The organism is Arthrobacter sp. sptzw32 (genome assembly GCF_059089735.1).
This window is the reverse complement of the sequence record NZ_JBNHEZ010000001.1, coordinates 318,414-332,283: the sequence shown is the minus strand read 5'-3', so window position 1 is coordinate 332,283 and position 13,870 is coordinate 318,414. Positions and strand designations below refer to the sequence as shown.

General features: G+C 64.0%; 14 protein-coding genes. 7 read left to right on the top strand and 7 right to left on the bottom strand.

Annotation, left to right across the window (positions count from 1 at the left end; genetic code table 11):
- Positions 1-3: 3 nt before the first annotated feature.
- The 3 genes from AC5RVN_RS01590 (at position 4) to AC5RVN_RS01580 (ending at position 2,462) form a co-directional block, all read left to right on the top strand.
- Complete coding sequence (locus tag AC5RVN_RS01590; protein ID WP_494041846.1) at positions 4-891, top strand: glutamate ABC transporter substrate-binding protein; 888 nt, start codon at positions 4-6, stop codon at positions 889-891.
- Positions 892-975: 84 nt separating this feature from the next.
- Entirely contained in the window at positions 976-1,626 is a 651-nt protein-coding gene (locus AC5RVN_RS01585) for an amino acid ABC transporter permease (RefSeq protein WP_102974984.1), read from the top strand.
- On the top strand, positions 1,623-2,462 hold the full coding sequence (locus tag AC5RVN_RS01580; protein WP_494136871.1) for an amino acid ABC transporter permease: 840 nt from the start codon (positions 1,623-1,625) through the stop codon (positions 2,460-2,462). The genes AC5RVN_RS01585 and AC5RVN_RS01580 overlap by 4 nt, the downstream gene beginning before the upstream one ends.
- A gap of 64 nt (positions 2,463-2,526) precedes the next feature.
- Here the strand turns inward: AC5RVN_RS01580 and dapE are convergent, their stop codons facing one another.
- Positions 2,527-3,663 carry a succinyl-diaminopimelate desuccinylase gene (gene dapE / locus AC5RVN_RS01575; protein ID WP_494136870.1) on the bottom strand — a complete coding sequence of 379 codons (1,137 nt, stop codon included), beginning with the start codon at positions 3,661-3,663 and terminating at the stop codon, positions 2,527-2,529.
- A 50-nt stretch (positions 3,664-3,713) separates the two neighbouring features.
- Here dapE and dapD point away from each other — a divergent pair, with 50 nt between their 5' ends.
- Both dapD and AC5RVN_RS01565 read left to right on the top strand, forming a co-directional pair.
- The gene (gene dapD / locus AC5RVN_RS01570) at positions 3,714-4,754 is read left to right on the top strand and encodes a 2,3,4,5-tetrahydropyridine-2,6-dicarboxylate N-succinyltransferase (protein ID WP_494136869.1); all 1,041 of its coding nucleotides are present in this window, start codon (positions 3,714-3,716) and stop codon (positions 4,752-4,754) included.
- A 5-nt stretch (positions 4,755-4,759) separates the two neighbouring features.
- A complete protein-coding gene (locus AC5RVN_RS01565) occupies positions 4,760-5,617 on the top strand; it encodes a transglycosylase SLT domain-containing protein (protein ID WP_494136868.1) in 858 nt (285 codons plus the stop codon).
- Between the two features lie 17 nt (positions 5,618-5,634).
- Here the strand turns inward: AC5RVN_RS01565 and AC5RVN_RS01560 are convergent, their stop codons facing one another.
- Together AC5RVN_RS01560 and AC5RVN_RS01555 are read right to left on the bottom strand one after the other, a co-directional pair.
- On the bottom strand, positions 5,635-6,246 hold the full coding sequence (locus AC5RVN_RS01560) for a hypothetical protein (protein WP_494041851.1): 612 nt from the start codon (positions 6,244-6,246) through the stop codon (positions 5,635-5,637).
- Between the two features lie 99 nt (positions 6,247-6,345).
- On the bottom strand, positions 6,346-6,954 hold the full coding sequence (locus AC5RVN_RS01555) for a TetR/AcrR family transcriptional regulator (protein WP_494136867.1): 609 nt from the start codon (positions 6,952-6,954) through the stop codon (positions 6,346-6,348).
- Between the two features lie 129 nt (positions 6,955-7,083).
- Here AC5RVN_RS01555 and galE point away from each other — a divergent pair, with 129 nt between their 5' ends.
- Positions 7,084-8,097 carry a UDP-glucose 4-epimerase GalE gene (galE, locus tag AC5RVN_RS01550; RefSeq protein ID WP_494136866.1) on the top strand — a complete coding sequence of 338 codons (1,014 nt, stop codon included), beginning with the start codon at positions 7,084-7,086 and terminating at the stop codon, positions 8,095-8,097.
- Between the two features lie 79 nt (positions 8,098-8,176).
- Here the strand turns inward: galE and AC5RVN_RS01545 are convergent, their stop codons facing one another.
- The 3 genes from AC5RVN_RS01545 to fdxA all read right to left on the bottom strand — a co-directional run bounded on the left by AC5RVN_RS01545 (position 8,177) and on the right by fdxA (position 11,180).
- Positions 8,177-9,463 (bottom strand): citrate synthase, encoded by a 1,287-nt coding sequence (locus AC5RVN_RS01545; protein ID WP_494041854.1) that lies wholly within the window; start codon positions 9,461-9,463, stop codon positions 8,177-8,179.
- A 227-nt stretch (positions 9,464-9,690) separates the two neighbouring features.
- Positions 9,691-10,839: a succinyldiaminopimelate transaminase gene (dapC, locus tag AC5RVN_RS01540; protein ID WP_494136865.1), complete on the bottom strand. Its 1,149-nt coding sequence runs from the start codon at positions 10,837-10,839 to the stop codon at positions 9,691-9,693.
- A 14-nt stretch (positions 10,840-10,853) separates the two neighbouring features.
- Complete coding sequence (fdxA, locus tag AC5RVN_RS01535) at positions 10,854-11,180, bottom strand: ferredoxin (RefSeq protein ID WP_009356972.1); 327 nt, start codon at positions 11,178-11,180, stop codon at positions 10,854-10,856.
- 134 nt (positions 11,181-11,314) lie between these two features.
- On the opposite strand from fdxA, the gene AC5RVN_RS01530 reads away from it, so the two are divergent.
- On the top strand, positions 11,315-11,554 hold the full coding sequence (locus tag AC5RVN_RS01530) for a putative acetyltransferase (protein ID WP_494136864.1): 240 nt from the start codon (positions 11,315-11,317) through the stop codon (positions 11,552-11,554).
- A gap of 162 nt (positions 11,555-11,716) precedes the next feature.
- Here AC5RVN_RS01530 and typA read toward each other — a convergent pair whose 3' ends face one another.
- Entirely contained in the window at positions 11,717-13,645 is a 1,929-nt protein-coding gene (gene typA / locus AC5RVN_RS01525) for a translational GTPase TypA (RefSeq protein WP_494041857.1), read from the bottom strand.
- Positions 13,646-13,870: the final 225 nt, after the last annotated feature.

Sequence of the window (13,870 nt, the reverse complement as noted above, 5' to 3'; positions counted from 1 at the left end):
GTCATGAAGGCATTTATGACCCGGCGGAAGTCATTCTTCGTGGCGGCTACCGCTGCCCTCGCCCTGTCCCTGAGCGCCTGCGGCGGAGGCGGCGCCGGCACCACCAGCGACCCCACAGTGGCGGAAAAGCCCAGCTTCGCAGCCGGCACCACCATGGAGAAGCTCGCTTCGGCCGGTACCATCAAGATCGGCACCAAGTACGACCAGCCGCTCTTTGGCCAGGTGGGCCTTGATGGCAAGCCTGTGGGCTTCGACGTCGAAATCGGCAAGCTGATCGCCGCCAAGCTGGGCATCGCCGCTGACAAGATCGAATGGTCGGAAACTGTTTCGGCCAACCGCGAGCCGTTCATCGAGCAGGGCAAGGTCGACCTGGTCATCGCCACGTACACCATCAACGACAAGCGCAAGCAGGTTGTCAGCTTCGCCGGCCCGTACTACGAAGCCGGCCAGGCCCTGATGGTGAACAAGGACAACGACACCATCAAGACCCCCGAGGACGTCAAGGGCAAGAAGGTCTGCTCGGTGACGGGTTCGACGCCGGCCGCAACCATCGTGGACAAGTACGGTGCAGAGCTGGTCCCGGCTGCCACATACTCGGCCTGCCTCGAGCCGCTGCGCAACAAGCAGGTTGAAGCCGTCACCACCGACAACGTGATCCTCGCCGGCTTCGTGGACAAGGAACCGGACGCCTTCAAGCTCGCTTCCGACGAAACCTTCACCAAGGAGCCCTATGGCATCGGCCTGAAGAAGGACGACACCGAGTTCCGCAACTGGATCAACGACCAGCTGGAATCGTTCCAGGAGGACGGGTCTTACAAGGAAGCCTGGGAAGCCACGGCAGGTTCAGTCATTAAGACCGCTCCTGAGCTGCCCGAGCTTGACCGCTACTAGGTAACTCAGTGGTTGCCGGGGCTGCCTAGCAGCTCCGGCAACCACTGTTTCCACTCCCGTCCACGCCCACAGCCAAAGGATCCAATGGACGTCATCCTTGAAAACCTCCCCCTGTACTGGAACGGTTTTCTCCGCACACTCTTCCTTTCCGCAGTTTCCGGGGTCATCGCACTGGTGCTCGGAACCCTGCTCGCAGCAGCCAGGGTTTCCCCGGTGGCTGCGCTCCGCGGCTTCAGCACCGTCTACGTGGAAGTCCTCCGCAACACACCGCTGACCATCGCCTTCTTCTTCGCTGCAATCGTCCTTCCCCGGCTCGGCGTGAAGTTCGAGCAGTTCGAGATTGCAGCGATCATTGCGCTCAGTACCTACACCGCAGCGTTCATCGCCGAAGCTGTCCGCTCAGGTGTCAACAGTGTTCCGGTAGGCCAGGCCGAAGCCGCGCGCAGTATCGGCATGAACTTCGGGCAGGTCCTGAACCTCATCATCCTGCCGCAGGCCCTGCGGACGGTTGTCCCGCCGCTGATCAACATCCTGATCGCCCTGGTGAAGAACTCCTCTGTGGCAGGCGCCTTCTTCGTCCTGGAACTGTTCGGCTACGGCCGGCAGCTGGCCAACGCCAACGGTGACGCCGTGATCCCCGTCCTGCTGGGTGTTGCGTTCTTCTATCTGCTCCTCACCGTTCCGCTGGGCATACTGGCCAGCACGGTGGAACGAAAGGTGGCGATTGCCCGATGAGCTCTGTCCTCTACGACGTTCCCGGCCCCAAGGCCCGCCGGATCTCCCTGATCGGTTCGCTCGTGGGATCCCTGCTGATTTTGGGTTTGCTGGCCTGGATCATCATGACCTTCGCCGAACAGGGCATTTTCGAAGGCCGCCGCTGGCAGATCTTCACCCGCGCCGATGTCTGGACGCTCCTGGGCAACGGCCTGGGTGCAACGCTGAGCGCGGCCGCACTGGCGGCAGTCATCGCCTTCCCACTGGGACTGCTGCTGTGCCTGCTGCGCATTTCCGATGCTGCCTTCATCCGGATTCCGGTCCGGGTGGTGCTGGAATTCCTGCGCGGCATGCCCGTGGTCCTGATGATGCTGTTTGTCCTTTTGGGCTTTGGCACCTCGCCGTTCATCGCCGTTGTCACCGGCCTGGTGCTCTACAACTCGGCAGTGTTCGCCGAAATTATCCGCGCCGGTATCCAGTCCCTGCCGAAGGGGCAGCGTGAAGCCGGCCTGGCCATCGGCCTGACCAGCTTCAAGTCCCGCCTGCTGATCGAACTTCCCCAGGCAATCCGGCGGATGATGCCTTCGCTGGTGGCCCAAATGGTGGTGCTCCTGAAGGACACCTCGCTGGGCTACATCGTGGCGTACGGCGAACTCCTGCGCGCCGTCCAGGTAATGGCCGACTTCCTGGGCACGCAGTTCCTGTTCCCCATCTTCTTCGTGGCCGCGGCGATCTACATTGCCATTAACATCTGCGTCTCACGCATCGCGGTGTGGATCGAACGCCGCGGTTCCAAGAAGGCGGCCGGCGGCGTGGCCAAGGCGGAGCCGGAAAAGGCCGAAGCCCCCGTTCCCTGACAGCTCCCACTTCTCAAGCAGCGATGGCCCGGACCGTTTGGTCCGGGCCATCGCCGTTTTAACTTCAGGCCGCGAGCCAGTCCTGCAAAGCCTGCAGGCATTTCCGGACGGCATCGGCGTGGACGTGTTCGTTGTCCTTGTGCGCCAGCAAGGGATCACCCGGCCCGAAGTTCACCGCCGGGATTCCCAGTTCGCTGAAACGCGCAACGTCGGTCCAGCCGTATTTGGGCTTGGGCTCGGCTCCCACTGCGGCAACGAAGGAAGCGGCTGCAGGATGCTGGAGGCCGGGGCGCGCACCGGCGGCCGCATCAGTCCGGACGACGTCAAAGCCGGCCAGGAGTTTCCGCACCGCGGCTTCGGCCTGGTCCGGGGTCTTGTCGGGGGCAAAGCGGTAGTTGATTTCCACCACGCAACGGTCCGGAATGACATTGCCGGCAGTGCCGCCGTTGATTTTCACCGCGTTCAGGCTCTCGCGGTATTCCAGTCCGTCCACAATGACGGTGGCCGGTTCATAGGCTGCCAACCTGGCCAGGATCGGTGCTGCGGCATGGATGGCGTTGCTGCCCATCCACGCGCGGGCGGAGTGGGCGGCCTCCCCCACCGTTGTTGCCTCGAACCGGCTGGTACCGTTGCACCCGCCCTCCACCGTGCCATCAGTGGGTTCCAGCAGGATGGCGAAGTCACCGTCAAGCAGGTGTCCGTGGTTGCGGACCAGCCGGCCCAGGCCGCTCTTGACGGCTTCAACTTCCTCGTGGTCGTAGAAAACAAACGTGACATCCCGCTTTGGCAGCGCGCCGCCGTCGAACATGGTGGCGGCCAGGGCCAGCTGAACGGCAACGCCGCCCTTCATGTCCGTTGCGCCGCGGCCATACAGGATTCCTTCCCCTGGGACGCCGGAGTCCCAACTGGACGGGACCGTACCCCTGGACCCTTCGGTCAACGGCAGCGGAACCGTGTCGAGATGGCCTGCCAGGATGACCCGTTCAGGGTTTCCCAGCTCCGTGCGGGCAATGATTGAGTCGCCGTCCCGGACAACGTGCAGTTCCGGAATGGCCAACAGGGCCCCCTCGATGGCGTCAGCCAGGTCGGCCTCGTTTCCGGAGACGCTGTTAATGTCCATGATGGCGGCCGTGAGGAGCGCAACGTCCTGGCGCAGGTCGAGTGGAAGAGTGGAGGGTCCGGGGGCGGTTTCGGCAGTCACGAAGCCAGTCTAGTTCGGAGGAGGTCCGTAGCCGTCGATAGACTGGGGCCATGACTGAGACTGCTTCCTCCGCTGTGCCCGAGACCCAGAACGCCTCCACCGAAGAACGCTCCGCCTACGGCTTTGGCGTGGCCACGATTGCCTCTGCCAGGGGCAAGGAAACAGGTGATGCCACTGTCCTGGATGTCTGGTTCCCGGCCCCGGCCCTTGGTGTTGCCGCGGAAAACCTGCGCGCCGTGGAGAACGCAGACGACGCCCTCGCCCGCATCGCCGAAGCCGGCACTGACGAGGACCGCGGTACCGAACAGAAAGTGGTCTTTGTCCAGATCAACCTCGATGAAGCCCCGGCCGATACCGCCGACGCCTACCTCCGGCTGCACCTGCTCTCGCACCGCCTGGTCCGGCCAAACACCATCAACCTGGACGGCATCTTCGGCAAGCTCCCGAACGTCGTATGGACCAACTTCGGGCCCGCCCCCGTGGAGGACTTCGAACTGACGCGCGCCCGCCTGCGCCGCCGCGGGGCAGTCACCGTGTACGGCATCGACAAGTTCCCCCGCATGGTGGACTACGTTGTCCCCACGGGCGTCAGGATTGCCGACGCCGACCGTGTGCGCCTGGGTGCCCACCTGGCCGAAGGCACCACTGTGATGCACGAAGGCTTCGTCAACTTCAACGCCGGGACGCTGGGCACCTCCATGGTTGAAGGCCGGATTTCCGCCGGCGTGGTTACCGGCGACGGCAGCGACGTCGGCGGCGGAGCGTCCATCATGGGCACGCTGTCCGGCGGCGGCAAAGAGAGGATCACCATCGGCGAGCGGGTCCTCCTGGGTGCGAACTCCGGCGTCGGCATCAGCATCGGGGATGATTCGGTGGTGGAAGCCGGACTCTATGTCACGGCAGGAACGCGGGTGCGGGTACCCGGTCCCAAGGACGAGGTGGGAGAAGACACCACCAAGATCGTAAAGGCGGCAGAACTCTCCGGCGTCCCGAACCTGCTGTTCCGCCGCAACTCCACCAACGGCGCGGTGGAGGTCCTCCCCCGCGCAGGCCAGACCGTGGAATTGAACGACGCCCTGCACGCCAACTGATATCTATGGCACGAAGCCGCGGCCTGCGCCGCTTCCTGGTGCTGCTGCTGGCCCTCACACTGGTGGCAGGCGGCGCTTATGCGGCAGTGTTTTTTGTGCAGCGTTCCGAGACCCTCGTTTCGGAACGCTGCACCGCCGTCGTAGGTGGCGGAACGGCGGAGCTGGCACCTGACCAGGCGCTGAACGCTTCCCTGATCACCGCCGTCGCCGTTCAGCGCGGGCTTCCGCCCCGGGCGGCGAGCATAGCACTGGCCACGGCAATGCAGGAGTCCAAGCTCCGGAACATCGCCCACGGTGACCAGGCGGGCCCGGATTCGCGCGGGCTGTTCCAGCAGCGCCCCTCGCAAGGCTGGGGAACAGAGGCCCAGGTGATGGACCCGTACTACGCCACAAACGCCTTCTACGATGCTCTGGTACGGATTCCGGGCTATGAGTCGATGGAGATCACCGAAGCAGCGCAGCGGGTCCAGCGGTCCGCTTTCCCCACCGCCTATGCCCAGCACGAACAGATGGGACGGTTTTTTGCCTCCGGCCTGTCGGGCCAGACACCCGAATCCGTGCAATGCACGCTCCGTTCCCCCGCTGCTGCCGGAGACCCCGGTGCCGTGTCAACGGAACTGGCGCAGGCCTACGGTCCGCTGGGCACTGCAGTGGAGGGCGGGACATTGGTAGTGGAAGCCAGCGGCAGCCAGGCATGGTCGGTGGCGCATTGGGCGGTTGCCAACGCCAAGGGCTATGAAGTCACACAGGTGGAGGTGGCCGGACGCAGCTGGGACCGTGAAGACCGGAACGGCTGGCAGGAGTCCTCCGCTGCTGACGGGCAGGTAAGGATTACTGTTTCACCGGCAAGCGCCGGAAACTGATTCCGCTGGCGGCCGGGCTATGCCAGGATTTCCACCACGGGCTGGACGTAGCTCCGGAACAGTTCCGGCTGGCTCATCAGCTGGTGGCTCATGATGATTTTGTCCGGCTCCAGGTACCACGCGCGCTGCTCATTCAACGGCAGCTCGATGATGGTGAGCTTAAAGTCGCGGGCGTCCCGCCCTACCTCCAACAACCTGTCATCCACCATGTCCTCCAGCAGTTGGTCCGCGCCCATGGCAGCGCGCTCCGCTTCCAGCTCCGCGTATTCGCTCCTGCGCTCCCGCGCCCAGGTGAGGGCGGACCCAAAGTGCGCCTTGAGTACGCGTTGCAAGGCCGGAGAATTGCCAAAGGCCTCGAAGTCCGGCGGTGACAGCTCCGGTGACGTTTGCGGATGGGCCTTGAGGAGCTGCGCCCACCATGCCTCCCACTCAGTCTTGAGCACACTCAAACCGCCAACGTCCGCGGTGAGGTGGCTGTGGTCCGCCTGGCGGATTTTGGGAGCAGCGTGGGAGAGGGCCGGGTGGCCGGCGCCGTCCAACCCGGCTGCATCGCGGACATACAGGGCAATCATCATGGGCCCGGACGTGTCGGTGGTGATTTGCCACCCGGAACCGCCTGTTTGGTGCATCCGATATCCTTCCCTGGCGTGCTGTTACCGGGCCTGTTGATCCGGTTCCACGCCCCCGGTTATCAGTCTATTCCCCCGCGTTGCCGACGTTAACGGCCCTCATGGCACCAGCCCGTCCAGGTGCCGCTCCAGGACATCGAAGCAGATTTCGGCGGTCATCCAGCCAGGTTGGAGCAGGGCATGCATGCACAACCCGTCCACTGTCGCCAGGAGCCTTTCCGCCTCCACCACCAGCGATTCCTCCGGCTCATTTGCCGGCAGCAGCGTGGTGATGGCGCGTCCCATCAGCGCCGCAACTTCCCGGTGGCTGCGGTCCGCCTCTGCTGACAGGAACGGCCTGATCCTTGCGGCGTTGCGGAAGGCCATCCACGCACAGGTTTCCACGGCCCGTTGTTCATCCAGCGGCAGAAGTTCGCCCAGGAGTGTTAAAACCGCACTGCGGTGTTCCGCGCTTGCCGGCGGGTACTTCTGCAGGGCGGGCATCGCCTGGTTCAACCTGGCCACGATGGTGTCGATGACCCTGGCGAACGCATAGGTGAGGAGTTCCTCGCTGCCGGCAAAATAATGGCGGACGGACCCCACGGCGAGCCCGGCCTCGTCCGCCACTTCGCGCAGCGATGCCCCTTCGAGCCCGTCGACGGCGATAATGCGGCAGACCGCCCCCACCACATCCTGGCGCCGTTCTTCGGCGTTGACGATTTTAGGCACTCCACTTTTTAGCACATCCGTGCTCCTTCAACCGCCCAACCCGCCGCCTGCGCGCTCGGCGGCATGTCTGCCGGGCACCACCAGGACATAACGGGAAGAACCGTGCCCGTGTGGGATAGCGTTGGAGGCATGAAAATTCTGGTCACAGGGGGCACCGGCTATATCGGTTCCCACACTGTTTTGTCCCTGCAGGAAGCCGGCCATGACGTGGTGGTCATCGACAACCTGGTCAATTCCAGCGAAGAGTCGCTTCGGCGGGTAGCGGAACTGACCGGCAAGACCGCCCAGTTCCACGATGTTGATTTGGTGGACGAAGCCGCCGTAGAGAAGGTTTTTGCGGCCAGCACGATTGACGCGGTCATCCACTTCGCCGGACTGAAAGCCGTGGGCGAGTCCGTTCGTGAGCCGCTCAAGTACTACTACAACAATTTGGTGGGGACCCTTAACCTCATCCGGGTTATGGACCGGCACAACGTCCGCTCCATTGTGTTCAGCTCCTCAGCCACCGTCTACGGCGAGCACAACCCCATCCCCTATGTGGAAAAAATGGAGATTGGAGCCAACAACCCTTACGGCCGCACGAAGGAACAGATTGAAGACATCCTTTCGGACCTGGGATCGGCAGACAGCCGCTGGCACATCGCCCTGCTGCGCTACTTCAACCCTGTGGGGGCCCATCCTTCCGGCCGGATTGGCGAGGACCCGCAGGGCATCCCGAACAACCTGGTACCCTTCATCGCCCAGGTGGCAGTGGGCCGGCGCGAAAAACTGATGGTGTTCGGTGGCGACTATGACACCCCGGACGGTACCTGCCTGCGCGACTACATCCACGTTGTCGATCTTGCCGAAGGCCACGTGGCCGCCCTCAACCATGTTGCCGACCGCGCCGGTGTCTTCCGCTGGAACCTTGGTTCGGGCAAGGGCTCTTCGGTCCTGGAGGTTTTGCGCTCCTTTGAGAAGGCTGTGGGCAAGCCCATCCCCTACGAGATCACGGGCCGCCGCGCCGGCGACCTGCCGGCCTTCTGGGCCGATGCCACTTCCGCCCTGGCGGACCTCAGTTGGTCCACCACCAAGACCGTGGACGAGATGTGTGAGGACCACTGGCGCTGGCAGAAAAACAACCCGCAGGGCTACTCGGCCTGATAACGGCAGGCCCAAGTGATGCGAACGGCCGCCCACCTCTGCGAGGTAGGCGGCCGTCGTCGAACTTCAGGGCGTTCCGTCAGCGGGCCGGGTAGTCCCGCTCGGGCTCACCGATGTAGAGCTGCCGGGGGCGGCCGATCTTGGTGTTCGGGTCGGTGATCATTTCACGCCACTGGGCGATCCAGCCGGGCAGGCGGCCGATGGCGAAGAGCACGGTGAACATCTTCTCCGGGAAGCCCATGGCCTTGTAGATCAGGCCGGTGTAGAAGTCGACGTTCGGGTAGAGCTTGCGCTGGATGAAGTAGTCATCGTTCAGCGCCTTCTCTTCCAGGCGCAGTGCGATGTCCAGCAGTTCGTCGTTGCCGCCGAGCTTGGTGAGGATCTCGTGGGCCGTGGCCTTGACGATCTTGGCGCGGGGGTCATAGTTCTTGTAGACGCGGTGCCCGAAGCCCATGAGGCGGACGCCGTCTTCCTTGTTCTTGACCTTCTCCATGTAGTCCTCGGGCTTGGTGCCGTCGGCCTGGATCTGGCGGAGCATCTTCAGCACTGCCTCGTTGGCGCCGCCGTGGGCAGGCCCGAACAAGGCGTTGATGCCGGCTGAGACGGACGCAAAGAGGTTCGCGTTGGACGAGCCCACCAGGCGCACCGTGGAGGTGGAGCAGTTCTGCTCGTGGTCCGCGTGCAGGATGAGCAGGAGGTCCAGGGCCTTCGCAACCACCGGGTCCACCTCGTACTGCTCGGCCGGAAGCCCGAAGCTGAGCCGCAGGAAGTTCTCCACGAGGTTGTGGGAGTTGTCCGGGTACAGCATGGGCTGGCCGATGGACTTCTTGTGCGCGTACGCAGCGATCACCGGGAGCTTGGCCATCAGGCGGATGGTGGACACCTCCACCTGCTCAGCGTTGAACGGGTCCAGCGAGTCCTGGTAGAACGTGGACAGCGCGGATACGGCCGAGGACAGGACCGGCATGGGGTGCGCGTCGCGCGGGAAGCCGCCGAAGAAGCCCTTGAGCTCCTCGTGCAGCAGCGTGTGCCGGCGAATCTTCTGATCAAATTCGTCCAGTTCCGTGGGCGAGGGCAGGTTGCCGTAAATCAGCAGGTAGGACACCTCAAGGAAGCTGGAGTGCTGGGCCAGCTGCTCGATGGGGTATCCGCGGTAGCGCAGGATGCCCGCATCGCCATCAATGTAGGTGATAGCCGAGGTTGTGGCTGCTGTGTTCATGAAGCCGGGGTCAAAGGTGACTGCGCCCGTCTGCTTCAGCAGTTTGGAAACGTCGTAGCCTTCGTTCCCTTCAACAACCTGGATGCGCGGCAGCTTCAGCTCGCCTCCTGCGTGGTGCAGGGTCGCAGCATTGTTGGTCTCAGTCATGGAGTCCCCTTCATGAGGCTTCTGGGCCTCTGTCGAAAGCTTGATCCAACATCAGGTGAGCCGCGCACGAAGCCTGAGAACACAGGTTCCAACACCCGGGCTGCCTTCTTGTAGAAAGCCACCATTGATAGTCAGTTAAAAGCTACCGCTCCTTGGCGGGTGCCACTAATCCGCGACGATCAAAAAAGCCCGAAAACGCCGCCTATGTGGCGCGAGTCACAGGTTTGTTACGGGGCGTCGGCCAGCCGGGCCACTGCAGCGTCAATCCGTTCGTCCGTTCCGGTCAGGGCTACCCGGACGTAGCCGTTGCCCGCCTCCCCGTAGAAGACTCCGGGGCCAACCACGATGCCGCGTTCCGCCAGCCGCGCCACGGTGTCCCAGGTACTCTCTCCGGCCGTGGACCACAGGTAAAGCCCGGCGTCGGACTCCTTGATTTCCAACCCAAAGTCCAGCAGCGCCGGGACCAGCCGCCCGCGGCGTCCCCGGTACAGGTCCTTCTGCGCCTCCACGTGGGCGTCGTCCCCCAGCGCCACCCGCATGGCTTCCTGTACCGGGTATGGAACGATCATTCCGGCGTGCTTTCGGCTGTTCACGAGGTTGGGCATCAGGTCGGGATCACCGGCAACGAAGGCCGCACGGTAGCCGGCAAGGTTGGACTGCTTGCTCAGCGAGTAAACGGCGAGCAGGCCCTGGTGCGAGCCTCCCGCCACCCTTGGGTCCAGGATGCTGGGAACCGGCTGGCCGCCGCGATGCACGTCCCAGCTTCCCCAGCCAAGTTCCGCATAGCATTCGTCCGACGCCACCACGGCACCGAGCTCGCGTGCCTGCACCACGAGCGCCCTCAGGGATTCAACACCCCTGACACTGCCAGTGGGGTTTCCGGGGGAATTGACCCAGATCAGCCGGACACGCGAGCGGGTGGCGTCGTCGAGCTCATCCAGGTTGTCAGCTGCCACGGAAGTGGCGCCGGCGAGGGTGGCGCCGATGTCGTACGTCGGGTAGGCAACCTTGGGACGTACGACGACGTCGCCCGGCTTCAGCCCCAGAAGCAGCGGCAGCCACGCCACCAGTTCTTTGGATCCCACTGTGGGCATGATGTTGCGCGGGTCAAGCCCCGCCACGCCGCGGCGCCGTTCAAACCATCCGGCGATGGCTTCCCGAAGGGCCGGGGTGCCGTGAACCGTGGGGTATCCAGGGGCATCAGCGGCGGCCTTCAGGGCATCCTGGATCAGGGCGGGAGTAGGGTCCACCGGCGTTCCGATGGACAGGTTGACCGCTCCGCCGGGATGCTCCGAGGCCTTGGCAAGATACGGCGCCATGGCCTCCCACGGGTAGTCGGGCAGGTCAAGGCCGAACGTATTCACTGCTGCGGTCACCGTTCCTGCCGGCGTCAGTGGTCTTGGTTCTGCGGGGGCAGCGCGGCAATCATGGGGTGGTCCTTGCCGGTGTTGCCGATCTTGGCGGCACCGCCCGGCGATCCCAGGTCATCGAAGAACTCCACATTGGCCTTGTAGTAGTCAGCCCACTCATCCGGGGTGTCGTCCTCGTAGTAGATCGCCTCAACCGGGCAGACGGGCTCGCAGGCGCCGCAGTCCACGCATTCGTCCGGATGGATGTACAGCGAACGCTCACCCTCATAGATGCAGTCGACGGGGCACTCTTCAATACATGCCTTGTCCTTGACATCTACACACGGCTGCGCGATTACGTACGTCACGTCCCTGGCCTCTCCACGTTGGTTCCGGCATCCCGCCGGCACTTGCATCCGGCAGCTGGCCGGACCCTGACATCTGAGCCTATTATCTCCCGGCCCATTCCCGCGAACCTAGCCGGGCCGCCTAGTATTAACTGGTGAGTCACGCCCCACCTTCGCCCGCCCGGTTTCTCTCCACCGCCGAGGCCGGCACGCGGGTGGTGGTGCGCTACCGCATCGAGGGCGGCCTCACGGACGCCCTCGGCCATCTTGTCTCGTGCGCCGCCGGTGCCTGCACCGTCCGCACCCGGCAGGCCGACGTCGTCATTCCCCTGGACCTGGTTGTGGCAGCCAAGGAAGTCCCCCCGGCGCCGGAGCGGCGCCGGCCACGCGGCTGAGACAGCCCTCGTGACGCAGGAGCGGCCGCTGAGCACCGGACCCGGGTGTCATTTTGCAGAGCTGTACGTTGCCAAGGCTTAAAGCCCGTTAACGGCAAAAGCTGCCGGTTCGACGGCGGGATGCCCCTCCGTTGAACCGGCAGCTTTTGGCGGTGGTGCTTATTAGACCTTCGCGCGGGCGCGGTTGGCCTTGGCACGCTCGTTGGTGTCCAGGATGACCTTGCGGATGCGGATGGCTTCCGGGGTCACCTCGACGCACTCGTCCTCGCGGGCGAATTCGAGTGACTCTTCGAGTGTGAGGTCGCGCGGCGGGGTGAGGTTCTCGAAAGTGTCCGAGGAAGCTGCACGCATGTTGGTGAGCTTCTTTTCCTTGGTGATGTTGACGTCCATGTCGTCGGCGCGGGAGTTCTCGCCCACGATCATGCCTTCGTAAACCTCGGACGTGGGCTTCACGAAGAAGGAGCCGCGTTCCTGCAGGTTGATCATGGCGAACGGCGTCACAACGCCGGCGCGGTCAGCGATCATCGAACCGTTGGTGCGGTACTCGATCGGGCCGGCCCAAGGCTCGTAGCCTTCAGAGATGGAGGCGGCGATGCCGGCGCCACGGGTGTCCGTGAGGAACTTGGTCCGGAAACCGATCAGGCCGCGGGCCGGAACGATGAACTCCATGCGGCACCAGCCGGTACCGTGGTTGGCCATGTTGGTCATGCGGCCCTTGCGGGCTGCCATGAGCTGCGTGACGGCGCCGAGGTACTCTTCCGGCACGTCGATGGTCATGTGCTCCATGGGCTCATGGATCTTGCCGTCGATGGTCTTGGTAACCACCTGCGGCTTGCCCACGGTCAGCTCGAAGCCTTCGCGGCGCATCTGCTCAACGAGGATGGCCAGGGCCAGCTCGCCACGGCCCTGGACTTCCCAGGCGTCGGGACGCTCGGTGGGGAGAACCTTGATGGAGACGTTACCGATCAGTTCCTTGTCCAGGCGGTCCTTCACCTGGCGGGCGGTGACCTTGGCGCCCTTGACCTTGCCAGCCAGCGGCGAGGTGTTGATACCGATGGTCATGGAGATCGCGGGATCGTCCACGGTGATCAGCGGCAGCGGCTGCGGGTTTTCCGCATCGGTCAGGGTCTCACCGATGGTGATTTCCTCAATGCCGGCGACGGCGACAATCTCACCGGGGCCGGCGGATTCGGCCGGGACGCGGTCCAGTGCCTTGGTGGCCAGCAGTTCGGTGATCTTGACGTTCTTCAGTTCACCGTTGGCGCGTGCCCAGGCAACGGTCTGGCCCTTGCGCAGGGTGCCGTTGTAGATGCGCAGCAGTGCCAGGCGGCCCAGGAACGGGGAAGCGTCCAGGTTGGTGACGTGCGCCTGCAGGACACCTTCCGGGTTGTAGGTGGGTGCCGGGATGTGCTCAATGATGGTCTTGAACAGCGGCTCGAGGTCCTCGTTCTCGGGGGCTGTGCCGTCGGTGGGCTGCTCCAGGGAGGCGCGGCCAACCTTGGCGGCAGCGTAGACCACGGGAACTTCGAGGATCTTGTCCAGGTCCAGGTCCGGAACTTCGTCGGCCAGGTCAGAGGCCAGGCCGAGGAGAAGGTCCATGGACTCGTGGACAACTTCCTCGATGCGGGCATCGGGGCGGTCGGTCTTGTTGACCAGCAGGATGACGGGAAGGTGTGCGGCCAGGGCCTTGCGGAGCACAAAGCGGGTCTGCGGCAGCGGACCTTCGGAAGCGTCAACGAGGAGGACGACGCCGTCAACCATGGACAGGCCGCGCTCAACCTCGCCGCCGAAGTCGGCGTGGCCGGGGGTGTCGATGACGTTGATGGTGATGGTCTCACCGTTGGAGGACGGACCGTTGTAGGCCACCGTGGTGTTCTTGGCCAGGATGGTGATGCCCTTTTCGCGCTCAAGGTCACCGGAGTCCATCACGCGGTCTTCGAGGTGGTTGTGCTCGGCAAAGGAGTTGGTCTGCTTGAGCATGGCGTCGACCAAAGTGGTCTTGCCGTGGTCAACGTGGGCCACAATCGCGACGTTGCGGAGGTCACTGCGTGATGCAGTGGCTACCGCAGTGTTGGTGGTGGTTTCAGACATGCGTAATGGCTCGATTCAGTGGTGAAAGTCAGCTGTTGTATCGCGACATTTCCAACTGGAACGCACGACGGATCAGGCCCTTTGCACAGGGCGCCTTCCCCAATTCTAGCCGCAGTGCCGTTTATTGGCCTAAATTTTTCCGGGCGGGCCGCGCCAGGCCGCAGCCCAACGGCCGCACCTGGGCCGGAATCAGTGAGGAAAATCACTGGCCATTCCTGCCGCCAT

Bases quoted from the DNA above. Each gene is read 5' to 3' on its own strand.
- AC5RVN_RS01590 (WP_494041846.1), top strand. From the start codon at position 4: ATGAAGGCATTTATGACCCGGCGGAAGTCATTCTTCGTGGCGGCTACC.
- AC5RVN_RS01585 (WP_102974984.1), top strand. From the start codon at position 976: ATGGACGTCATCCTTGAAAACCTCCCCCTGTACTGGAACGGTTTTCTC.
- AC5RVN_RS01580 (WP_494136871.1), top strand. From the start codon at position 1,623: ATGAGCTCTGTCCTCTACGACGTTCCCGGCCCCAAGGCCCGCCGGATC.
- dapD (WP_494136869.1), top strand. From the start codon at position 3,714: ATGACTGAGACTGCTTCCTCCGCTGTGCCCGAGACCCAGAACGCCTCC.
- AC5RVN_RS01565 (WP_494136868.1), top strand. From the start codon at position 4,760: ATGGCACGAAGCCGCGGCCTGCGCCGCTTCCTGGTGCTGCTGCTGGCC.
- AC5RVN_RS01560 (WP_494041851.1), bottom strand. From the start codon at position 6,246: ATGCACCAAACAGGCGGTTCCGGGTGGCAAATCACCACCGACACGTCC.
- galE (WP_494136866.1), top strand. From the start codon at position 7,084: ATGAAAATTCTGGTCACAGGGGGCACCGGCTATATCGGTTCCCACACT.
- AC5RVN_RS01545 (WP_494041854.1), bottom strand. From the start codon at position 9,463: ATGACTGAGACCAACAATGCTGCGACCCTGCACCACGCAGGAGGCGAG.
- typA (WP_494041857.1), bottom strand. From the start codon at position 13,645: ATGTCTGAAACCACCACCAACACTGCGGTAGCCACTGCATCACGCAGT.